Origin of the sequence: Lysinibacillus sp. ACHW1.5 (assembly GCF_022014815.1) — a bacterium.
GTDB classification, from domain to species: Bacteria; Bacillota; Bacilli; order Bacillales_A; family Planococcaceae; genus Lysinibacillus; species Lysinibacillus capsici.
The window spans coordinates 2928981-2952140 of the sequence record NZ_CP091777.1; the positions used below are offsets into that span (position 1 = coordinate 2928981).

Sequence of the window (23160 nt, forward strand, 5' to 3'; positions counted from 1 at the left end):
TTCATACGAAATAACAAAGTGAAAAGTTTCATTAATGACGAATGCCTAAAATAGAATCTGCAATATTTACTGCATGGTCTCCTATACGCTCTAGGTTGCTCACGATATCCATATAAACAATTCCTGCCGCCCCACTACACTCATTCGTGTTTAATCGGGCAATATGCTTTTGACGTAGTTTATCTTCCATATCATCAATCAGGCTTTCTAGCTCTGTTACTTCTTGAGCTAAGCTTAAGCTAGCGGTATCTAATGCTTCTATACTTTTGCGCACTGCCTCTATAGCTAAACTAAACATACCTATTAAGTCCTGTCGCGCTGATTTACTTAAGCTTACCTCGTGGTGATCCTTGTACTGTAAAAGCTCTAATATATTTTCAAAGTGATCCCCAATTCGTTCAAAATCCCTTACATTTGTCAATAAAGTATGATGTCTTACTGAGTCTGCACGGGAAAGAGGCTGCTTAGACACCATTACTAAATAATCAGTAATTTCATTGTCTAGATGATTAAGCCCGACTTCTAGCTGTAGCACCGTTGGAATATGCTCTGCCTCTCCAGATTTCATATATAAAAACGTTTCTTCCAACCCACGCAATGCATGTTCACCCATTCGTAATACCTCTTCTTTAGCTTGACCTAGCGCAATAGCAGGAGAGGAATCAATGAATGATGGATCTAAATGCTTTGTTGTTACATTGATATTGCCATCATGTCCCGGCAGTAGCTTTGTAACTAAGGCTGCGAGTCCAGCAATAAATGGTAGTTGGATCATCATATTAAAGACATTGAATGAGCCATGAGCAATGGCAATTTGCATGCGAGGCTCTAAATGAAATACGCCACTGATCCACTGTACATATTGCATAAACGGTGTGAACAATAACATGAAAATAATCGTTCCAATCACATTAAATAATACATGAGCCGCTGCTGCACGCTTAGCGTAAATAGAAGCACCAAGGGAAGCTAAAACAGCTGTAATGGTCGTGCCAATATTTTCTCCAAACAATATCGGTAAAGCACTATTTAAACCAATTAATTGTTCTGCATATAAACCTTGCAATACCCCCACCGTTGCGGTAGAGCTTTGCACAAGTAAGGTAAAAATGGTTCCTAAAAATATGCCTAATATCGGTTGATTACTTAAATGAAGCGTTAACGATGCAAAATCTGCAAGCTGGTGTAACGCCTGCATACTAGCACTCATCAACTCTAGCCCTAAAAATAAACCGCCAAAGCCAAATAGAATCTGACCAATATGTTGATACGTTGCTTTCTTTAAGAAAAATAAACAGGCAGCCCCAATTGCCAATAAAGGGTAAAAATAGAGTCCAATATTAATACCAATAATAAATGCTGTAATCGTTGTACCAATATTTGCCCCCATAATGACACCGATTGCTTGACGCAGTGTTAAAAAACCAGCACTCACTAATCCTACAGTGATGACTGTTGTGGCAGAACTTGATTGTATGCAAATCGTTACAAATATACCTACCAGGACACCCATAATAGGGTTTGTGGTAAAGCGATTTAACCATTCACGTAACCGATCATCCGCTGATTTTTGAAGTCCATCCCCCATGAATTTAATGGAAAATAAAAAGACCCCTAGCCCGCCTATAAACTGAAAGAGAATGCTTTGCCAATCTATTGTCAATTGTTTTCGCTCCAATTCCTACATCTCTACTACCCTCGTTCTAATCATTAAATGATTCCAAACAAAAAGTAAAGAAATCCTTTAACTTCTTTACATAATGTTAACATTTTAACATCAAGACCCTCCTCATTTATACTTCTTTCATATCTTGTCCTCTTTGAACATGTTAAAATATCGATTGGAGGAGATATAGCATGAAACACTCACAGCTTTTTATTGATAGTCTTATACATCCTAAAAAACTAGCAGCCTATCGTTTATTACCTATTGGAAAGGTTATTCAATATACTTTTCTACTGATTACCATTGTGTCCGTATTCTCTTTAGGTCGTTTTGCAGCAGGTATGTCCGTTGATACATTCGATATGGATAGTTTAACTGGTTTAACAGATTACATAGAGGGCATTAAATGGCTCTTATATCCATTCACCTTCCTAATGCTTTTCGTCGTGACAACAATGCTTATTTTTGCACAAATTGCCCTTTATGCTTTAGCAGGTTTATTTATCTTGAAAGCGATGAAGCGTCGAGGTGAGTATCGCCATATCTGGAGAACAACTACCTTTGCGATCACTTGGGCTACATTACTTTCGATGTTAGCAGACTATCTGCCCGTTAGCAGTACTGTTATCACTGTACTATCTTTATTTTTAACCATTTCTCTATTAATTGTGGCCTTTACAAAATATCCAAAACAACCAAATATAAAATAATGTGCATGAATCCCCTCTCTTCTCAATATAGTGTAGAAAAGGAGGGGATTTTTTGCGAGCATTCATCTTAACAACTATCATCATTATAATTGCCTTTGTCGTCAAAGTAGATTTAACAGAAGGGTCCATCCCACTTGCGGCTTTATCCACAAAGAGCTCAGAAAACGGACTTTGTGAACAACAGCGTGAGCCAAATTATATTACTGTACAAACGATTGAAGGAGATACTATTCATAGTTTATTTGCTCTACACCCTGCTAAAGTTCCCATGACCTTTCCAGAACGCTTACAACTTTTTTACAACTTAAACCCATACTTACAATTACAAGCACTAGTTCCAGGTGAAAATATCAAGCTTCCTCTCTCATTTGAGCTAGAAAACAAATGCGGAAAATGAAAAGTTAGCGTTTCTTCCTTGTCCTTATTTTCTTACACTGCTAAAATAAATGACAGTGACGGCTGAAAATAGAGGCCCGAAAAGGAGAGAAAGTTAATGAGTGAAATTTGTCACCGTTCAAATACACGTCCTGTGCGTGTCGGTAACTTAACAATTGGTGGTAGTAATGAATTATTCATTCAAAGTATGTGTACAACCAAAACACATGATGTAGAAGCAACAGTTGCAGAAATTCTTCGTCTTGAGGAAGCGGGCTGTCAAGTTGTTCGTGTTGCTGTACCAGATGAACGTGCAGCGGACGCGATTGCCGAAATCAAAAAACGTATTCATATTCCATTAGTAGCTGATATTCATTTTGATTATAGATTAGCATTAAAAGCCATTGAAAATGGTATTGATAAAGTACGTATTAATCCAGGTAATATTGGTCGTAAAGAAAAAGTGGAAGCTGTTGTTAATGCAGCCAAAGCAAAAGGTATACCCATTCGTATTGGTGTAAATGCCGGTTCATTAGAGCGTCATATTTTAGAAAAATACGGCTATCCTACAGCTGATGGGATGGTAGAATCTGCTCTACATCATATTAAAATTTTGGAAGACTTGGACTTCCACGATATTATCGTATCAATGAAGGCATCTGACGTTAATCTTGCCATTGAAGCCTATGAAAAGGCATCTAAAGCCTTTAATTATCCGCTTCATTTAGGGATTACAGAATCAGGGACATTATTTGCTGGTACTGTAAAATCAGCAGCAGGTCTTGGAGCCATCCTATCAAAAGGGATTGGAAACACATTACGTATCTCCCTTTCTGCTGACCCTGTAGAAGAGGTTAAAGTAGCAAGAGAATTATTAAAATCCTTTGGCCTCGCTTCTAATATGGCAACTCTGATTTCTTGCCCAACATGTGGACGTATTGAAATTGATTTAATTTCTATCGCAAATGAAGTAGAAGAATATATTTCAAAATTAAATGTACCGTTAAAAGTAGCTGTTCTAGGCTGTGCAGTAAACGGTCCTGGAGAAGCGCGTGAGGCAGATATCGGTATCGCTGGTGCCCGTGGTGAAGGCTTGTTATTCATGAAGGGGAAAACAGTCCGTAAAGTGCCAGAAGAAACAATGGTGGAAGAACTGAAGAAAGAAATTGATAAATTAGCAGCAGAAATGGAAGAAAAACGTGCAGCGGAAGAAGCTCAAAAAGCGAATGCCTAAGGAGGTGCTAGCATGAAAAAGCCCCGCTTTGGTATTGATATTGATGGGACTGTGACATGTCCAAGTACACTCATTCCACATATTAATAAACAGTACAATGTAAATATTACGCTGGATGATGTTTGTGAATATGATTTTTTATCTGCCTTCCCACACCCTATTGACCGAAGTGCCTTTAATACTTGGTTTAAGGAAAATGAACCTTACATGTACGAAGTCTCTGAGTTGGCAAAAGATGCAAAAAATATTCTAAGCGCTTGGAAAAATAATTTTGAGCTGTATTATATTTCTGCTCGAGGTGAAAATGTAGCAGACATCACGGTCAATTGGTTTAAATCGCAAGCTATACCTTACGACCATATCGAGCTTCTCGGCAGCCATGATAAACTAGCCGCTGCAAAAAAACATCGTGTAGAAGCTTTCTTTGAGGATAAGCATGATAATGCAGTAATGCTGGCAGAGGAGTTAAAAATACCTGTTGTGTTATTTGACACACCTTATAATCGTCTTGCTGTTCCTAATAATGTTGTAAGGGTTTATAACTGGCAGGAAGCGAATCAATTTATTACACAATTTTTCAAATAAGTATAAGAGCTGTAGGCAAGGTTGGATGTAAATTTCAACTCGCCTACAGCTCTTTTAATTTAATATTGAAATTTAGCGAGTGCTGCCTGTAATGAGTCCGTCATAGCTGTTAATTGTTGGGCTTTGTTATTGATGTCATGAACCGCTAAATTCTGTTGTTCCATCGTTGCCATTAGCTCCTCTGTTCCTGCTGAGGATTGCTGGCTAACAGCCGTCATATTTTCTACTGCACGGACAACCTCCTGCGTCTCCCGTTGAATGACACTGGAGGCAGCTGTCACATTATCGATTTGCGCTACTGTATCGACAATATGGCGTAAAATCGCATCAAGTGCCTGCTTATTGGCATCAATATATTGCGTATTGTTTTCCACAGCTAAGACAACAGTTTGCATAGCATCACTAGCCTTTGCTGCTTCCCTAACAACCATATCAATAATGGAGGCGATTTGGCTCGTTGATTTGGCTGATTCCTCTGCAAGCTTTCGTACTTCCTCTGCCACAATCGAAAAGCCCTTGCCATGCTCACCTGCACGAGCAGCTTCTATCGCCGCATTTAATGCTAATAAATTTGTTTGACCTGCAATAGCATTAATGACTTGTAAAATACGATTAATTTCTGTTGATTGGTCACTGAGCTGTTGGACGACCATAGCTGTCAGTGACACTTTTTCAGACATCACTACCATCCCTTGAATAGACTGCTCTGCATGAATTAAACCTTGTTTAGAAGACGCTGTTGTATGCTGAGAATCCTGAAGCATTTCTTCAATTGCCATTTGAATTGCTTGCAATTTCTGCTCAACCTCTTGTGTAACGCCTAATGTGGTAGATGCCTGTTCGGCTTGTACAGTAGCACCTGTCGCCAACTCACTTGTTGTGGTTAACACCTGTTCGATACTGATGCTCATATCATTGGTAGAAGCACGTAATTCTCCGCTGTATACATTCACCTGATTGGAAATATGTGTAGCTGCTTGTAACAGCTCGCGCATATTGTCTGTCATATGATTCATTGCATGTGCAAGCTCACCAATTTCATCCTTCGAACGAACCTGTAACGGCTCCACTGCTAAATTTCCACCAGCAATAGTTTTGACCTGTTCCACTGTCTGAACCACTGGTTTGACGATCCGTTGAGCTATCCAAGTAATGGCACCAACTAATACAATAATACCAATAATAGCTAGTAGTATCGATAACCACATTGCCTCACTTGCGGCGGCCATTACCTCTTCAGATGGAATAATTACCTGCAATGCCCACGGTGTCGACGTTTGACCAATTTGGATAGGTGAGACAGCAATAAAGGAAGCTTCCTGCAAATAGGTTGAATAATCCTCTACTAGATAGGGTTTGCCCTGCTCAACAGCAGACAAAATTTTATCCGCACTTTTATATTTCTCCATTTCAGTCACTGGTCTATTGACATAATCAGGAGATGGATGGGAAACAAATGACCCCTTATGAGACACAATGGCACTATACCCTGTATCATATAGTACAATTTCATTATTAATGGCAACCAATGTTTCTAAGCTTATATCAATTCCAACAAGACCAACGACTTTTCCATCTATTTGAATAGGGATAGCTGTGGACGTCATTAATACTTCTTGACCATCAATTGGGTAAGTGAGCGGCTCTAAAATAACCTCTTGTTTCAACGTTTTAGGTAATACATAATAATCACTAGTTTCATAGTCTTCTAGAGGAGCAAGCGTCACACCTTTGTTGCTGCGTGCCCAATATGGAAGGAAACGACCTGATGCATCATGCCCTTTCAAATTGGCAAAATGAGCATCTTGTCCATCAAAGGCATTTGGCTCCCAAATTGTCCAAACCCCTAGAAAGGTGTCATTTTGTTCGAGTAATTGTTTGAGCATCTCGTTTGCTAAATCACGATCTCCCTTATGATTAGCTACCATTGTTTGGAGATTAGAGGCTACTGTCCTTGCTGTATCCATCGCATAATCAAGTTCCATTTGCATTTGATATGCACTTTCGGACGCCCTCGATTGAGCAAGCTGTCGTGCATCCTCCACTGCTAATGAATTAGTTTTTACAATATTGACACTTAAAATAATGATGAACACAAACATCATTGTAGATAACGTTGTCAGTAAAATTTTATGTAGTAATTTCATATGTACCAGCTCCTGCCTATAGCAACTAAATAAATAATAGCATTTATGCGACAATAAATAACAAAATATTCAGAAAAATTTTTTCTATAGAAAGTAACTCACAATATAGCTGCATGTCATCCCGTTGTACAGAAGATGACACGCAACCTTAGTTCTCTACTAAGAATGAAATTTTGCTAGTGTTTGTTGTAAGGAGTTCGTCATACCAGATAAGCTTTCTGCCATATTTTTCAGCTCATGAACCGCGGTATTTTGCTGCTCCATCGTTGCTAATAGCTCCTCTGTTCCTGCTGAGGACTGCTGGCTGACAGCCGTCATATTTTCCACTGCCCGCACTACCTCTACTGTTTCCTTTTGAATTAAATGAGAGGCAGTCGTCACTTCGTCAATTTGCGCTACAGTATCATTGATATGCTGTAAGATGGCATCAAGTGCTTGTTTATTGGCATCAAGATACTGTGTGTTGGTTTGCACAGCAGCTACAACATTTTGCATGGCATCCCCTGCTTTTACAGTATCCTTCACAACCGTATCAATAATAGCTGCAATTTGATTCGTCGATTTGGCGGACTCCTCCGCAAGTTTGCGTACTTCCTCTGCTACAACAGAGAAGCCTTTCCCATGCTCACCTGCACGAGCAGCCTCTATCGCAGCATTAAGTGCAAGTAAATCCGTTTGACCTGCAATAGCATTGATTACTTGTAAAATACGATTAATTTCAGTCGATTGGTCACTGAGCTGCTGGACAACAGAGGCTGTTAATGTGACTTGCTCCGACATCGCCTCCATGCCTTGAATCGATTGTTCCGCATGAACCAATCCTTGCTTGGATGCCTGCGTTGTCTCCTGAGAGCGATGAGTCATTTCCTTGATAGCCACTTGAATAGCTTGCAATTTCTGCTCTACCTCTTGCGTTACACCTAGCGTTAGGGCTGCATGCTCAGCTTGTAAGGTTGCTCCTGTCGCTAACTCACCTGTTGTCGTTAGCACTTGATCGATACTAACACTCATATTATTTGTGGAAGACATGAGTCGATCACTATAGGTACTTGCCTGATTTGAAATTTGCCTTGCTTCCTGAATCAATGTTCGTGTATTACTTGTCATGATATTGACAGCCTTTGCTAAATGACCAAGCTCGTCCTTGCTATCCTCCGCTAATGGTTCCACTGCTAAATTTCCATCTGCTATCGCTTGCACCTGTGCCACTGCCATTACGATAGGTCGAACAATTCGACGAATAAGCCATGTTAGCACGATTAAAAGATAAATCAGGCCAGCAACGCCTATGATGACCATCGTCCATGTGAGTTTTGTTGTTTGTGCTAACACTTCTTTAGTCGGTACTGTGACAAGCAATGACCACGGAGTTTCCGCTTTTCCAATATGAATGGGAGCAGTGACAATATAGCTATCCTCTTGTAAATAGCTTGAAAAATCTTGAATAACAGAAGCCTTGCCCTGCTGAATGGCTGTTTGGATCTCGTTTCTATATGTATACTGTTCTTGCTCAGCAAATGGCTTTGTCACATAATCCTTGTTTGGATGTGTCACAAACATGCCATTATTCGAGATAATCGAACCATAGCCACTATCAAATAATTTTACTTGTTGGCTTAGTTGAGCGAATGTTTCTAAACTCATATCCACGGCCACGATACCTTTAAATTCATTGTCAATCGTAACAGGCACAATGATAGACGTTAATAACACATCCTTACCAGCGACAGGATAAACAAATGGTTCCAAAATCATTTCCTGTCCTTTTTGTTTCGGTAATAGATAAAAATCAGATGTATCATAATCAACAATAGGAGAAGGAACGATACTATCACCATCGCGCGTCCAAAATGGAACATAGCTTCCTGATGCATCATGCCTTTCTGTATTAATGTATTTTTCATCTTGCCCGTCGAAGGCATTAGGCTCCCATACAGACCAAACACCCATAAATTGCTCATTATTTTTCAAAATACGTTGGAACATAGCATCTGTTAAAGCACGATCAGCCTTTTGTTCTTCCACCATTGTCGTTAAATTAGCTGCAAGCGTACGTGCTGTATCCATAGCATAATCAAGCTGAAGTTGAATCTGGTAGGCGTGATCAGAAGTTTCTGCCTGTGCCATTTTTTGAGCTGTTTCTATTGTTAAATTTTTTGTTTGATAAATATTCACAACGGTCAGTACTGCAAATACGACAAATACTGTTCCAATGACAGTTGCGAGAATTTTCCCCAATAAATTCATATGCATCATCTCCTTTAGATAGAAAGTAATAGATAAGTAACCAATTAAGCTAATTATAGCATCAATCACCATGAGTAAAGTATCTAAATCAGGAGGAAATATGTATTTTTTATAGATAAAAACTCCTGTTTCCAGGAGTTTTAACGTATAGCTCGCTATATGTCAAGTATGCCTCGTAGCCAACGCTCCACAAAGTTTTCAAACGTAATTCCATAATTATCATAAACAGCATGATAAACAAAATATGTTCCTAATCGATCAAGCATTTCATCATTAATTTTCATCACAAACCGCTCCCATTCTTTTGTTTTTTTACTAAATATTCAGACTTATATAATTCTCAAATGCCGAACAATCAAGTGGAGGTCGCATCGTTGCAAAACCGTCACAAACTACCGCCTTCATGCCCTTTCTTCATATTTTTCTTTTCGTTAAGATAGTTATAACAACTTACTAGACTGGAGGGACTACTTGTGAAATGGATGACAAAAGTTGCTTATATCACATGCATCTGCGTACTACTTTCTGGCTGTGGTGGTCGATTTTCAGAAATTAAAGATGCTGCTTCAGGCATCAATTCAGCTGCTAATTCCGCAGCTAGTGCAGTTAGCCGAGATGTCCATGCAATACGTGCTCTAGACATTAACTATAAAGATACATCGTTTACCGTTAATGACCTATTTAAAACTATTTTACGTGACATACGCTGGGATTATGACCTTGAAAAAAGTGAGCTGCATGTGAGAGGTACTTGGCAGCCACCACTATTTTCTGATCAGGCGTGGAGTGACGATATGAAAGAAAAGCTTACTGAATCAGGCTTTGTGACTGTTACCTGTCAAATAATTGACGACAAAATTGATAGCCAACAAACGAGCATAACACTTACATATAATGATGAAATTCTCTTACAAAAAAATGGTGAGGAAGCACTCCATCACCTATACGATACTTATTTACTTCCGTAAAACCTAGGAACGTCTCTACCATTTAATCATGGTAGAAACGTTCTTTTTTTGAAAAAAATCTTATAATTTCGAAATATCAAAGGCTATCATTTGAATAAACTAAAACCATCACGTTATAATCAAAGTATCACGTGATGGTTTGGAGGTGTTTGCATTGGGACAGAAAAATTAAAGATTGGCGAGCTTGCAGAAAAAACAGGCATTACTAAACGAACAATTGATTACTATACAAATATTGGTTTGCTAGATGCAGAACGATCTGCAGCAAATTATCGCTACTATGACCAAGCCATGATTAAACGGCTTCAATTGATTGAACAGCGCAAACAACAGGGGCTTTCACTTGTACAAATCCAACATGAGTTAAACATCACACCCTATGAAGAAATCGATGTACAGATGCTTCGTTTAAAAATGCAAGATTTAGAGCATGATGTTACATCTCTGCTCGCACAAATGAACAGGCAAGATGATAAAAAAATTGAAACGATTAAGAAAAATGTTTCACCCGAAAGTATTGCATTAATGCAATCTTTATTATTACTCATTCATAATTAGGAGGTGACGTTCTGTTTTTACAGAACGACTATTTGGAGACCATAATAAACCTATCGATTTTTACCATTTTATTAGCTTTAACAGGCTTTTTCGTGGCAACAGAATTTGCCATTGTAAAAGTACGTTCCTCAAGACTCGATCAGCTGGTTGCAGAAGGCAATAAAAAAGCAGTTGCTGCTAGACATGTTGTTCAACACTTAGATGAATACTTATCAGCGTGTCAATTAGGGATTACTGTAACCGCTCTTGGTATCGGGATGGTTGGTGAAAAAACTTTTGAATTTATGCTTCACCCGCTATTCGAAATAATCGGCATTTCTGATAAATATATGACGATCTTTACAATTGGAACAGCCTTTGCCATTGCTACATTTTTACATGTAGTGGTCGGCGAATTAGCCCCAAAAACAGCTGCCATTCAAAAAGCTGAATCCATTACACTTCTTTTTGCAAAACCCATTATGTTTTTCTATAAGATCATGTATCCATTTATTTGGTTCTTGAACGGTTCTGCACGCGTGTTAGTTGGCTTATTCGGAATGAAACCTGCTAGCGAACATGAGCTATCTCATACAGAGGAAGAATTGCGATTATTACTGTCTGAAAGCTTTAAAAGTGGTGAAATCAATAAATCTGAGCTCAAATATGTCAATAACGTCTTTGAATTTGATGAACGTATTGCTCGTGAAATCATGGTTCCCCGAACAGAAATTATTGGAATTGAACAAAATGAATCTTTTACAAACATTATTCATTACATCGCTGCTGAAAAATATACGCGTTACCCGATCTATGATGGGGACCGAGATAATATATTAGGTTTCATCAATGCGAAAGAACTATTAACGCAGGGTCTACTTGAACAACTTACAGACGACTCCTTAGTTCTAGAAGATTTCATAAATCCTGTCATTCGCGTAATTGAAACAATGCCCATTCAAGAATTACTTGTACGTATGCAAAAGGAACGAATCCATATGGCTATCCTAATGGATGAGTATGGTGGTACATCTGGCCTTGTAACGGTTGAAGATATTTTAGAAGAAATTGTTGGTGAAATTCGAGATGAGTTTGATGATGATGAAATTGCGGATATTCGAAAAATTACAGATCATCACTATTTATTAAATGCAAAAATGCTTGTGGAAGATGTAGAAAATCTATTAAACATTACCCTGGATGCTGAAGAAGTGGAAACATTAGGTGGTTGGTTCTTAACTGTGAATAACGGCATTAAAGCATCAAAAAATATTGAGCTAGGCTCCTATATTTTTAGCATCTATGAGCAACAAGGTCATCAAATTCATTATATAGAGGTTCGTCCTCTTCGAAAAAGTCTACCTCTTAAAACAGAGGTTCAATCGTAACAGTAGGAAACAGTATTCCTTATTCCATTATTAGCCATTTCACTATATAATGAATAGAGAAAATGATTTTAGTTGCAGGGGGCCATACACATGACATTATTTAAGCTATATCATTCAGATGGTATTCACATTATTACTGATGTAAAAAAACACAAAACAAATATTGAGTTAAAAACAATCACAGGAGAAGTTCTATTTATTATCGTGGTAACAGATGAAAATTACACAGTCTACGATGATCGGTTTGCAGGAGCTTCCAAACAATTAAATTCAGTGGAGGCTTTCGATATTGATGGGAGTTTTCGTAGTTTAGATTTCGATAATATGCGCGCACTATTTAAAGAATCTTTTACAAAGCTATTACAAGAGATTGCTGTGTGTGTCAAAAATAAAGAGGAGCTTGTGGATATTGATACACTCCGCCATAAGGTCAGCGCTCAGATTAAAGGCATCCACTTCAGGGTGATCTCGGATACGAAAAAATATGAAATCTAGCATCCAACAGACTGTCCATTAGGGGCAGTCTGTTTTAATTTTACGCGACCTCTGCCACTTCCCAAGGTGAAAGAAAAACACGCTTCTTTACTTTCATGTATAATGGAACTTAACAATCTGAAAATAAGGGGTGTTAGGATGAATCGTGAACAATTAATCACACTCGTTTCAGAAAAACTGAAATTAATCCGTACAGAAAAAGCTTTCACACAGGATCAAATGAGTGATTTACTAGGATTATCAAAAAAAACACTTGTCCAAATTGAAAAGGGCCGTATACTAGCTGGCTGGACAACCACTGTTACAGTTTGCACATTGTGTAGAGACAGTACGATTTTACAGCATGAGCTTGGTGGTGATCCATTAGAGGTTGTAGATTTAATCGCAAATAATGGAACATTGCAGCCAAAGGAGAAAACAATGGGTGGATACATATGGTGGAAAAACATTCAGGAGTATGGTGGTTTTCGACTACAGCAAAACGTCATCAGTCAGCATTATCGCATTTTAGACAGCAATAATTTTCGCCTCATTTCAACATTTGATGAACAAATAGCTAAGCAAGCATGGGAAAAACTACAGATATAATTTTTAAGTCAAACAGTAGGAGCATTGCAATTTGCTTCTGCTGTTACGTTTCAAGCATTTCCCTCCTCTCATCACCCATCTTCTCTAGACAAATGAATAAAGCTATAAAAACATCCTTCATATGATAAACATAGTAGTAAGAGAATTGTTTCTTTAAAAATTCTATGAAAAAAGCTAGGAGAAGCTAGAAAAGTCGAAACTTGTAGAATAATTCTCTATACTTAAGGGTAAAGCTGTACTATTAGAAAGGATGCTCGTAAATGAACCGTATACTAGCAATTAGTGACATACATGGAGAATTAGGGCTACTGGAAGAATTATTATTAAAAGCAAACTATGACCCAATGAACGACCAGCTTTTTCTTCTTGGTGATTATATTGATAGAGGGCCCTCTTCTAGTGGTGTGTTAAATTTAGTGAGTGAACTACAGACAAAAGGTGCACGAGTTTTACTAGGCAATCATGAGGCGATTATGCTCCATGCATGCCGTTCAGGCCTTGCTAAGCCATGGAACCATTGGGTAGGACTTTGTGGTGGTGAGGCTACATTAGCAAGCTATGGCTATCAGTTGGCAGACTTTGAGGAAGCCATCCAAAGTAATACTCTGCCTAGCTTTATTAAAACGCTCCCTAAGCTTGAAGAACATTTACAGTTAATGGAGACATTTGAAATATATATTGAGTTAGAGGATGCTATTTTCGTTCACGGTGGCGTTGTGCCAGGTGCTGCAATAGCCGAAACTGACCCTATGCGCTTACTTTGGATTCGCGAGGAATTCCACGCAGGTTATCAAGGGGAAAAAACAGTAATCTTCGGCCATACCCCTACGTATAACCTGCATCATGATCCAACTGATTATCGTGTTTATTTCGGAGAAAATAATATTATTGGTATTGATGGTGGCGCTGTGTTTGGCGGACAGTTACATGCATTCGAGTGGCCTAGTCGCCAAATCATTTCAGTCGATAATAAAAAACCAACAAGTAACGAGTAAACTTGTTGGTTTTTATTTTCGTAATTGTTTTCGCACAACGATATTTTTTCAGCGCCATTTTTGAAAAATTAATATAACTTAAAAATAACCCCTACTAGCGAGTACACAATAACTGTTGAGAATAGTATAGTCATATGGAACAGGGAAAAAACAAACATTTTGGTAGCCCATTTCACTTGATCTGTATTACTATGATAACCGTAAATACTCATCACTAACCAAGCAACACTTAAGATCAATGCCACAAGCATGATGCCTACACTTAACGAGCCAAATAAAAAGCTTGATAGAATCAATAATATTAAATAAAAATTGGTTTGATAATACGTTCGACGCATCCCTTTGATAACTGGTAGCATGGGTACACTGGCTGCTTCATAGTCTACACGTTTGCGAATGGCAATAGCATAGAAATGTGGCATTTGCCAAATGACCATAACAAAAAATAAACCAAGTATCGCTGGGTGTGTAATATCTGTAGATACAGCGGACCAACCAATTAATGGTGGTACCGCACCACTAATACTACCAATTTCTGTATTATATATCGTACGACGCTTTGTCCACATGGTATAAGGGACTACATATAGGAATACACCTAATAATCCAAATGCCGCTGCTAAAGGAGAGGCAAGTGCCAACACAGCTACGCCAATAATTAACATTACAACAGCTAATGATAAAGTCGATTTTGCCGACATTTCACCTGTTACAGTTGGTCTGCTTTGTGTACGAGGCATAATTGCATCAATATCACGATCATAGACATTATTAAAGGCCCCCGCAGCTCCAATGACAAGGGCAGAACCGATTGTTGAAAAAATAATTTCTGGTATATTGTCTACAAACGTCATTTTATTTTTGTACATGCCTAGCGTTAAACCAGCCCACATAGGTATTAAATTAGATTTGATAATCCCTGTCTTGACGGTTTGCGCTAAAATAGAAGAACGTGATGACTTCCCTCTTGTTTTTTCGGAGGATAGTGGTTTATGCTCCGTTTTCAGATTTTGTTCCATTCAGCTTAATTCCTTTTCTCCATAATTTCTACACGCTTTCATCGATAGAAAGCGACAAAATTTGCATCTAGCACATCAAATTATTATTTTACCCCTTTTAGATCTGTTCTGTCTCTCTTTTCACATAAAGTACATGTTTTTCATCTAACAAAGCACGTTCATTCACAACATCTACTATGATACCACCGACTGACGTGAATTTGAACCTTCTTGCCTCGATTCTTCCAAACACTATTGGAGAAAAATAATTTGATAATAGGTCATATTACGATAGCCAAAAAAACCGAGACAAATTTTTGCCTCGGATTTCCTTTTATTGAATTTCCTCCTGTAGTTGCTGCGCTAAAAATGCCACTAGATCACGAAGATTATCGGGTGTTACACCATGTCCATCTGGGTATTGTTTAAATGTCACCGTAGCACCAAATTGTTCAAAGATCTCCTTGCTTTCCATTCCCCATTGAGATGGGATTACATAATCATAATCACCGTGCGAAATAAAAGCATGTAAATGTTCTACAGAACGAATAGCGTATTCCTCCGTCACAAACTTTGGCGTATAGCCACTTAATGCAACAATACCCGTCACTAAATTCCCCATAACAAAGGCCAGTGATTGTGCTAAAACCGCCCCTTGGCTAAAGCCTAAAACAAATACTTTATGAGGATCGATTTGATATTCTTCGATGGCCTCTAATATAAATCGTTGCAATGCAATCAACACTTTATCGAAGATTGCACGATCTGGTTGCCCCACCTCTTGAATGGTAAAAAAAGCATAGCCGGGATGTTGAGTAATTGGCCCTCGCAAGCTAAATATATGACATTGCTCTTGAAAATCTTGCACTAATTGTGGTAAATCATCTTCATGGCTGCCCATGCCATGAAGCAAAAAAATAGCAGGGTATTTCTTCGTAGGGTCCATATTTGTTGGTTGTGTATGGTTAAAAGTAAATGGTGTATTCATTAATCAAATTCCTTTCACGTGAAGCTTTGTAACAAAATTAGTGTAATTTTGTTTTATTAATTAATCCATCAGTATGGTAGGCAATATAGCCATTGACAATTCGTATCGTTTCTTGTGGATCTGCGTTAAAGAGTATTTTTGACTGCTCTGGCGTGGATACAAGCACGGTTAATAAATCCATACGCATGGAATGCCCAGCAGAGCTATAGGCATAATCATAAATAATCGCTTCCTCTGTCATGCCTTCTGTCTCATATTGCTTATGGAATAAATTCTTTGCAGCATCCAATTGCTCTGCCACTTGTTGACGAATTCGCATCTGATGCATTAATAATTCCTCTTCAAGAGCTGATGGCTTTAGCCACTCCTTAGCTTGAAGCATTTTTAGAAATTCCTGCTGCCAAGCCTGTTCATTCTCAGTAAAATAAAGCATATTAATCATCAACATGTCCCAAAAGTCCATAGATGTTGCGGCTGATTGTCGCTGCATAGTAATTGTTTCTTTAAAATGCTCTTCCACTTTTGTAATATTCATATTGCGAACTAAATGATTACATACGTTTTCTATAAACTTATTTGCCGCTTCTTGTGCCATAAAAAATCCGTCCTTTATATCTACAAATCATTTTCTTTCTTATCATACCATGATTGTGAAATATGGCAACGAACCCGGCTCACTAGATTTCTCAGTAAAAAAGATGTCTCCATATGCATTGGAGACATCCTCACTGTGTTGGAAAACAAAATCATCCAAAGTATTTTTTGAAAGGTGAAAAGAGATTTTCGTTGAAGACTACTTGCTTTCCTGTGGGCGAGCGCCAAATTGTTTCCTCCGTTACCGATCCATGCAGGGGCTCGCCTGTCTCGCTATCCAACGGGAGTCATGTAGGCTCCCACTCCACTCTATAAAAATGTATCTTCTTAGCAAAGTCAAATAAAGTGAAGGTATTTACTACTCATTTTATGGAGAGGTGGTGTCACGCTTCACTTCTCCACATGGAAAATAAGAGCCTATTCCCTCTAAAAATACAAATAATGGGCCATTTGATTGCTATGCTCCTATGAAAAAAGTAAAGACACTTTGCAGAATGATTGATTGGAGTGGAGCCAGCCTCAGTCTTAGGGAATTTAGCTTCACAGGTGAGACCCTGAAGCAAACGCAAGTGAGTGAAGCGTCTCATCGGACGACCCCTGGAAAGGACGCTGGCGGAACGGAAATCAACCCTCTCCCTTGCCAAAAGGTCTTTTTTCGCTGTTGACATAATCTTATTTCAAGAAAATAAGGATGTCTCCATATACATTGGGGACATCCGCATAGTGTTGTAAAGTAATTATCGTTTGTGAAAGGTGAAAATAGGAATCCCTAAATATCAGGAGAAAACATAGCTATCCATATTATCTACTGTATTTTGAATGGCCTCTTTCAATGACCGCTGTTGTTCGCCACAAGAAGCTAGTGCATCCTCTAAGGTGATTGCTGCATTCGCCATAAATGGAGCCATTTGCAAATCCTTAGCTAATTGAATTAGTACGAGCGCTTTATTCCATTTCCAACGAGGATTTGTTGGATCTAGCTGTATCGCTTGTTCTAAATAACCGAGCGCATCAAATGGCATCCAACCAAAACGATGCATCGTCTGCCCTGTGATCCCCCAGTAGACAGCCTTATTCGGATTTTGCTTTACTGCTTGCTGAAAGCAGTGAACACTCTCATTGTATTGATGTGCGAATAGGAACAGCTCCCCCTGTGTAAAAAAAGATTGCGCCTTGTCTGCGGGTGTTCCAGTTTTTGCGACTTCCTCCAATTGCTGAATACGCTTCGCAAATGACTCTTCATCTTTTATTGCCCGTATATCTGCAACTAGATCTGATTCTGGATAGCTTTCATCAGCTCGTTCCACATGCTGTACTTCGAGATGAGCAGTTGGCTTTGGATAACGATCATATTCATATTCTTCTAATAATCGAATATATTTTTGTGCCAATACTTTGTCCTCTTCGTTTGTCACCTGCTTCGCTAATTCATAGCATTTCATCAGTTCACCATTATAAAAATAATCATCCATTGACATTCAGAATTCCTCCAGTGTACAACTATTCAGTATTTTTAGTATACACTACAAAAACAAAAGAGACCGTATCTAAATAATTATGATACAGTCTCTTCCTTTTCTATTTATTTAACACAACCGTATTTAAGAACGTTCGTAAATCTTCTTCTTTAAGAGCTCCTACAAAGCGATTTACTTCTTTACCATCTTCGAAACGAATGAATGTTGGTGTTGCTTCAATATTATATTTTTCCCATAGATCATCGTATTCATAGACATTCAATTGAGCAATATCAACACCAAGCTCATCGGCAATTGGCATTAATACTGGTGTAAATGCTTGACAGTGTACACAGATTGGACTGAAGAAGTAAGCATTGACCGGTTCACCCGCTTTAATTTTAGCTTTTAGTTCGTCTGGTAACATAATGTTTTGATAGTTTTCATCATCCAATTGATCAATTGTTTCTTGTTTTAGCTTTTTATCGCCATAAGGGTTATTTGCACTTTCTAATTTACTTTTGTTTGAGACGTTGGTAAGCACAATAATTGCTGCAAATAAAACAACAATCACCGAACCAATAATTAATAATTTTTTCACTAAAGTAGTGACCTCCTTTTTTACACTAAAAGCCCTAGTTTTAGTGCATTCGCGATTGATTATAAATTGTTTTGAAAACCTAGTAAACTAATTCGCCTTTAAATGAAGATATTTCACATTTATAACATAATTTCAAGTATATTTGGGAACATACATAGTGAGAGTTCATGAAAATTTGAATGTGGGGTGATCATGATGAAAAACTCGTTCCAGCATGTTTTTCAAATTTATACAAAAGATATCCGTAATATTGTCACAAACTGGGTCGTAGCTGTCATTATAGGTGGGCTAATTTTTCTTCCATCTCTTTATGCCTGGCTAAATATTTATGCCTCCATGGACCCTTACGCCCACACCTCTAATATGAAAATCGCGATTGTCAATGAAGATACGGGAACCACGGTAAGAGATGAAGCAATTAATGTCGGGAATGAAGTAATTGAGACTTTACGTACGAATAAAAGCTTTACTTGGAAGCTGGAAACAGAGAAAAAAGCTAAGGAACAATTAAAAAATGGTGATTACTTTGCAGTCATAATCATTCCAAATGATTTTTCGCAAAAACTAACCTCTATTTTAACCGACCAACCAACGAAGGCCCATATTGATTATTATGTAAATGAAAAAAAGAATCCTATTGCCCCTAAAATTACAAGTAAAGGAGCGAGCGTACTTACACAGCAGGTTTCGAATGAATTTGTATCCACCGTCAATGGGACACTTTTTTCTATTTTTAATTCAATTGGAATTGAAATGGAACGTGACATACCTGATTTTCGCAAATTCGAAAACTATGTTTTTACTATCGAACAGCATTTACCTGATATTAATTCATTTTTAACGCAAGCCTCTACTCAAGGAAAAGAGGCAAATCAATTACTTAATCAGGCGCTGACACAAGTTCCACAGGTGGAACAACTAACAACAGATGGTTTAACTACCATTCAAAAGGGTTTACATTTAGTGAATGAAGCAGATGCTTTATTTAATGAACTATCCCCTATCATCAAAAAGGATGTCACAACTGTTCAAAATATTGCCCAACATTTTACAGAGATCATCAATAAGCTCAATCGTATAAATTTTGACCCTGCCTCCATTACGCAAACGAAAGAGGCACTTAAAAATCAATTGTCAACTTCTAAAGACAACATAAACAAGAGTATTCAAACGCTTGAGGCACTGCAAAAATTAATTCAGGCAGATGCTTCGACTCGTAAGCAATTAGAAGACTCTTTAACAACCATTATTGGTTCTTTACAGGAAAGTAATGCCGAAGCGAATCAACCCATCATCGAACAGCTGACAGCCATTCGCGAAGCTTTGGAACATCCTCCAAACTTCATTGATTCTACGTCAAATGCGCTTAGCTCATTACAACAATTACAGACGCTACATGACGATTTACTAAATAAAGTGGATCAATTAAAGCCAATTGATAAAGATGTTATCAAGCAAGACATTACAGCTATTCAGCAAATCGCACAAAATGCTACAGCTAATTTACAAAAATTCTTATCCTATTATAGCGAAAGTCTAGAGCCACAAATTCGATCTACCCTTACCAGTGCGAAGCAAACTTTAACTAACGCTTCTACCATGCTGACAAATGTAAAACAATTCATACCTCAGGCAACAGATAAATTGACACAGGCCAAAAACACGCTAGGAACAGCAAATCAAGCTATTCAAAAAATACAAACTGAATTTCCAACTTTAAGTGCTAAAATCAAAGAATTAGCGAATAAGCTACGAACTTTAGAAGAAGAAGCGGATCTAGCAGAGATTGTGCAATTACTAAAAAATGATGTCAACGCCGAACGTGATTTCTTTGAGGAGCCTATTAAATTAAAGGAACATCGCGTATTCCCTATTGCGAACTATGGAACAGCCATGACACCGTTTTACACAGTACTCTCTATTTGGGTAGGCTGTTTACTGTTAATTTCATTATTGTCTGTGAATCTCCACGGAGATTCATCTTATAGTATTCGAGAAATTTACTTTGGTCGACTCTTAACATTTGCAACTTTCTCGTTTATTCAAACTCTCATTATTACCATTGGAGATATTTTCTTAGTAGACGGCTCCATTCAAGCACCTGCCTACTTTATCTTATTTGGACTTTTTATTAGTCTCGTATTTGTAACGGTTGTCTATACACTCGTATCCGTCTTCGGTAATGTAGGAAAAGCTTTAGCGATTGTGATGCTTGTGTTACAAATTGCAGGCTCTGGTGGAACCTATCCAGTCGAGTTATTGCCGAGGTTCTTCCAAATAATCAACCCTTTTTTACCATTTACGTATGCGATTGAAATGATGCGGGAAGCTGTCGGCGGAATTATTTGGTCAACAGTCTGGATGGACCTCATCTTCCTATTTGGTTTCTGGTTCATTTTTATCCTGTTCGGATTCTTCTTAAAAAAATTATTGAGCGAGAAAATGGAACATTTCATGAACAAAACACGTGGATTAGATATATTTCACTGATTTTCTACGAGGCGTCTGTAAATGTTTATGAAAACGATGTTATAATGGAAGTATTGTAAACATGTAGGAGGCGCTATTTTTGAAGAAATCGATTACTATTTTTGTTATATTGGCGTTACTGTTACTAAGTGCTTGTGGAGAAAATAAAAACAGTGCTGAAACCTCTCCTAAAGCAAATGACGCTTCACATGAAGGTCATGACCATGCAGAGGCATCTGGTGATATCCAAGAAGAAACGGCTTCTGCTGACGTCCTACCAACCTTTTTAGAGGGCAAACAAGAAAATATACGCTTAGTCTATCAAATCGCTGGACAATCAACAGAGATTCTCGAATGGATGCCATGCTATTGCGGCTGTGGGGAATCTGCTGGCCATAAAAGTAATTTAAATTGCTTTATTCAGGAAAAACGTGAGGATGGTTCGATTGTTTGGGATGATCATGGGACGCGTTGTTTAGTGTGCTTAGAGATTGCTGTCCAATCAGCACAACTGCACAAGGAAGGCAAGAGCTTAAAAGAAATTCGTCAGTTCATTGATGACACGTATAAAGAGGGCTATGCAAAACCAACACCAACGGACATGCCTGCATAAAAAAGCAAAGTCGCACATTCGCGACTTTGCTTTTATTGTTTCAGTTGATTTTTCTTTCGTTTACGAAGGATGATATACAGGATAACGGCAATGACAAGGATGAGCCCAACAAATTCTGCCATTAAAACATAGGATATTTCACCTTTTTTAGCTACTTTACCGTCTTCCTTATCAGCATTTTGATTTATGGCTACAACAAATTGCCCTTCTTTTGTTTCAATCGCAGCGTCTGTCTGTGAATTTGTCTCTTTCAAGTGAGCATAAAAGTTACCTTTTACAGAGGCATTTTCTAATGAATGAATCCATAATAAAGGCTCTTTAAGCTGCCAGAAATTTTTCGTTATGAACACATATTGGCCAATTGCCTCAGGTAAAAACCCTTGTGAGATAAGCTGCTCAGATGTGTGAGGGATCTTTGAGGATTGCTTGGCAAGCCATGTTAGCTGTTCCATTTCTCCCATAAAAATGACTGTTTTTTCATCGTCATCATCCTAATTAAAAGTTATTTACCCATAACGAATTCCCGATTTTTAATTATAGTATACAACAAATGGAATGGCTAAGTTTTTATATGAGTAATGTCACACATAATCTAGCCCTAAAATAAAAAAGATGCCCAATAAAGGTCTATAGACCCATCGAACATCTACATTTATTCAATCTAACCCAATTTCTTTGTATATATTTCTCTTGAAAACAAAATTGTTATTACAATGAATGGAATACATATACCAATTGTTTCGATTTTAGTGACGTTATTTGACAAGCTTCAAAATGGTTTTAAAATGTTCATGATCTGCACGTTGTAGTAGCTCATACAAGATCATTTCGGTGCTAGTTGGGTAAATACCAAGCGCATGCATCTTTGTAAGCCCAATTTCTTTATTTGCCTTTGTTCGAGAAGATACGGCATCTACAACAACCTCTACTTCAAATCCTTGTTCTTTCAGTTGTCTAGCCGATTGGTACACACAAATATGTGTTTCGATACCTGTCACAATGAATTGAGTACGTCCATTTTCCTTCATCGCCTCTACAAATGCCTCTTCTTGGCACGCACTAAAGGCCATTTTAGGAATCGGTTGCCCTTCTAAATGCTGAGCAATCTCAAGAGCCGTTCCCCCTAAACGACTTGGATTTTGTTCTAGCCATAAAATAGGTACTTCCAGTGCCTGCATTGCTTGTACGAGCTTTGCCACATTTTCAATTACCATTTCACTGTCATCAACAATTGTTGCTAACTTTCCTTGCACATCTACCACTACTAAACAAGCTTTCTCTACTGTAAACATCCTGAACACCTCTTTTTCTTTTCTTTATAATATTATACAAAAACCTGCTTATCTCTCGTAAAGTAATAAGGAGTTTTCTCTAACAATCGATTTTAATGGTTTTGCTTTAGCCTGTAGGTTTCACACTCCCAATAAGGAAATACTTGTAAATTAAAACACGAACATTATCGTTTTTATGGCAACAAAAAATATTTAATATACGGAAAATATCAC

Annotated in this window: 23 protein-coding genes; 12 read left to right on the top strand and 11 right to left on the bottom strand. The window is 38.0% G+C overall.

Going from position 1 to position 23160, the window contains the following annotated elements:
* Positions 1-31 precede the first annotated feature (31 nt).
* Positions 32-1663 (bottom strand): Na/Pi cotransporter family protein, encoded by a 1632-nt coding sequence (locus L6W14_RS14640; RefSeq protein ID WP_131520595.1) that lies wholly within the window; start codon positions 1661-1663, stop codon positions 32-34.
* A 194-nt stretch (positions 1664-1857) separates the two neighbouring features.
* Between L6W14_RS14640 and L6W14_RS14645 the strand changes: the two genes are divergently transcribed.
* The 4 genes from L6W14_RS14645 (at position 1858) to L6W14_RS14660 (ending at position 4570) form a co-directional block, all read left to right on the top strand.
* Positions 1858-2376, top strand: a complete 519-nt coding sequence (locus tag L6W14_RS14645; protein ID WP_066036426.1) for a DUF1189 family protein — start codon at positions 1858-1860, stop codon at positions 2374-2376.
* A gap of 52 nt (positions 2377-2428) precedes the next feature.
* Complete coding sequence (locus L6W14_RS14650; protein WP_131520594.1) at positions 2429-2773, top strand: hypothetical protein; 345 nt, start codon at positions 2429-2431, stop codon at positions 2771-2773.
* Between the two features lie 96 nt (positions 2774-2869).
* A complete protein-coding gene (ispG, locus tag L6W14_RS14655) occupies positions 2870-3985 on the top strand; it encodes a flavodoxin-dependent (E)-4-hydroxy-3-methylbut-2-enyl-diphosphate synthase (protein ID WP_004230987.1) in 1116 nt (371 codons plus the stop codon).
* Between the two features lie 12 nt (positions 3986-3997).
* Positions 3998-4570, top strand: a complete 573-nt coding sequence (locus L6W14_RS14660; protein ID WP_131520593.1) for a 5' nucleotidase, NT5C type — start codon at positions 3998-4000, stop codon at positions 4568-4570.
* A gap of 59 nt (positions 4571-4629) precedes the next feature.
* On the opposite strand, the gene L6W14_RS14665 is transcribed toward L6W14_RS14660, so the two are convergent.
* The 3 genes from L6W14_RS14665 to L6W14_RS23075 all read right to left on the bottom strand — a co-directional run bounded on the left by L6W14_RS14665 (position 4630) and on the right by L6W14_RS23075 (position 9248).
* Positions 4630-6717, bottom strand: a complete 2088-nt coding sequence (locus L6W14_RS14665) for a methyl-accepting chemotaxis protein (protein ID WP_237898262.1) — start codon at positions 6715-6717, stop codon at positions 4630-4632.
* A 159-nt stretch (positions 6718-6876) separates the two neighbouring features.
* Positions 6877-8964 carry a methyl-accepting chemotaxis protein gene (locus L6W14_RS14670; RefSeq protein WP_237898263.1) on the bottom strand — a complete coding sequence of 696 codons (2088 nt, stop codon included), beginning with the start codon at positions 8962-8964 and terminating at the stop codon, positions 6877-6879.
* 155 nt (positions 8965-9119) lie between these two features.
* Positions 9120-9248 (bottom strand): hypothetical protein, encoded by a 129-nt coding sequence (locus L6W14_RS23075; RefSeq protein ID WP_004227289.1) that lies wholly within the window; start codon positions 9246-9248, stop codon positions 9120-9122.
* A gap of 198 nt (positions 9249-9446) precedes the next feature.
* Between L6W14_RS23075 and L6W14_RS14675 the strand changes: the two genes are divergently transcribed.
* The 6 genes from L6W14_RS14675 (at position 9447) to L6W14_RS14700 (ending at position 13935) form a co-directional block, all read left to right on the top strand.
* A complete protein-coding gene (locus L6W14_RS14675; protein ID WP_227744916.1) occupies positions 9447-9932 on the top strand; it encodes a hypothetical protein in 486 nt (161 codons plus the stop codon).
* A 216-nt stretch (positions 9933-10148) separates the two neighbouring features.
* Positions 10149-10490: a MerR family transcriptional regulator gene (locus L6W14_RS14680; protein WP_237900989.1), complete on the top strand. Its 342-nt coding sequence runs from the start codon at positions 10149-10151 to the stop codon at positions 10488-10490.
* Positions 10491-10522: 32 nt separating this feature from the next.
* Positions 10523-11857, top strand: coding sequence for a hemolysin family protein (locus tag L6W14_RS14685; RefSeq protein WP_237898264.1), 1335 nt, complete (start codon positions 10523-10525; stop codon positions 11855-11857).
* A 90-nt stretch (positions 11858-11947) separates the two neighbouring features.
* Positions 11948-12352 (top strand): hypothetical protein, encoded by a 405-nt coding sequence (locus L6W14_RS14690; RefSeq protein ID WP_131520587.1) that lies wholly within the window; start codon positions 11948-11950, stop codon positions 12350-12352.
* 138 nt (positions 12353-12490) lie between these two features.
* A complete protein-coding gene (locus L6W14_RS14695) occupies positions 12491-12940 on the top strand; it encodes a helix-turn-helix transcriptional regulator (RefSeq protein ID WP_009370152.1) in 450 nt (149 codons plus the stop codon).
* 260 nt (positions 12941-13200) lie between these two features.
* Complete coding sequence (locus L6W14_RS14700; protein WP_131520586.1) at positions 13201-13935, top strand: metallophosphoesterase; 735 nt, start codon at positions 13201-13203, stop codon at positions 13933-13935.
* Between the two features lie 68 nt (positions 13936-14003).
* On the opposite strand, the gene cyoE is transcribed toward L6W14_RS14700, so the two are convergent.
* The 5 genes from cyoE to L6W14_RS14725 form a co-directional block, all read right to left on the bottom strand.
* Positions 14004-14954, bottom strand: a complete 951-nt coding sequence (cyoE, locus tag L6W14_RS14705) for a heme o synthase (protein ID WP_131520585.1) — start codon at positions 14952-14954, stop codon at positions 14004-14006.
* Between the two features lie 313 nt (positions 14955-15267).
* Positions 15268-15921 (bottom strand): alpha/beta hydrolase, encoded by a 654-nt coding sequence (locus tag L6W14_RS14710; RefSeq protein ID WP_066036432.1) that lies wholly within the window; start codon positions 15919-15921, stop codon positions 15268-15270.
* 37 nt (positions 15922-15958) lie between these two features.
* Positions 15959-16516: a hypothetical protein gene (locus L6W14_RS14715; protein ID WP_131520584.1), complete on the bottom strand. Its 558-nt coding sequence runs from the start codon at positions 16514-16516 to the stop codon at positions 15959-15961.
* Between the two features lie 775 nt (positions 16517-17291).
* Complete coding sequence (locus L6W14_RS14720) at positions 17292-17993, bottom strand: tetratricopeptide repeat protein (RefSeq protein ID WP_131520583.1); 702 nt, start codon at positions 17991-17993, stop codon at positions 17292-17294.
* A 100-nt stretch (positions 17994-18093) separates the two neighbouring features.
* A complete protein-coding gene (locus L6W14_RS14725; RefSeq protein WP_131520582.1) occupies positions 18094-18573 on the bottom strand; it encodes a thioredoxin family protein in 480 nt (159 codons plus the stop codon).
* A gap of 192 nt (positions 18574-18765) precedes the next feature.
* On the opposite strand from L6W14_RS14725, the gene L6W14_RS14730 reads away from it, so the two are divergent.
* Together L6W14_RS14730 and L6W14_RS14735 are read left to right on the top strand one after the other, a co-directional pair.
* Positions 18766-21063 carry a YhgE/Pip domain-containing protein gene (locus L6W14_RS14730; protein WP_237898265.1) on the top strand — a complete coding sequence of 766 codons (2298 nt, stop codon included), beginning with the start codon at positions 18766-18768 and terminating at the stop codon, positions 21061-21063.
* A gap of 79 nt (positions 21064-21142) precedes the next feature.
* Positions 21143-21655: a PCYCGC motif-containing (lipo)protein gene (locus tag L6W14_RS14735; protein ID WP_131520580.1), complete on the top strand. Its 513-nt coding sequence runs from the start codon at positions 21143-21145 to the stop codon at positions 21653-21655.
* Between the two features lie 32 nt (positions 21656-21687).
* On the opposite strand, the gene L6W14_RS14740 is transcribed toward L6W14_RS14735, so the two are convergent.
* Positions 21688-22107: a hypothetical protein gene (locus L6W14_RS14740; protein WP_227744903.1), complete on the bottom strand. Its 420-nt coding sequence runs from the start codon at positions 22105-22107 to the stop codon at positions 21688-21690.
* 303 nt (positions 22108-22410) lie between these two features.
* On the bottom strand, positions 22411-22947 hold the full coding sequence (locus L6W14_RS14745) for a hydrolase (RefSeq protein ID WP_131520578.1): 537 nt from the start codon (positions 22945-22947) through the stop codon (positions 22411-22413).
* Between the last annotated feature and the right edge of the window lie 213 nt (positions 22948-23160).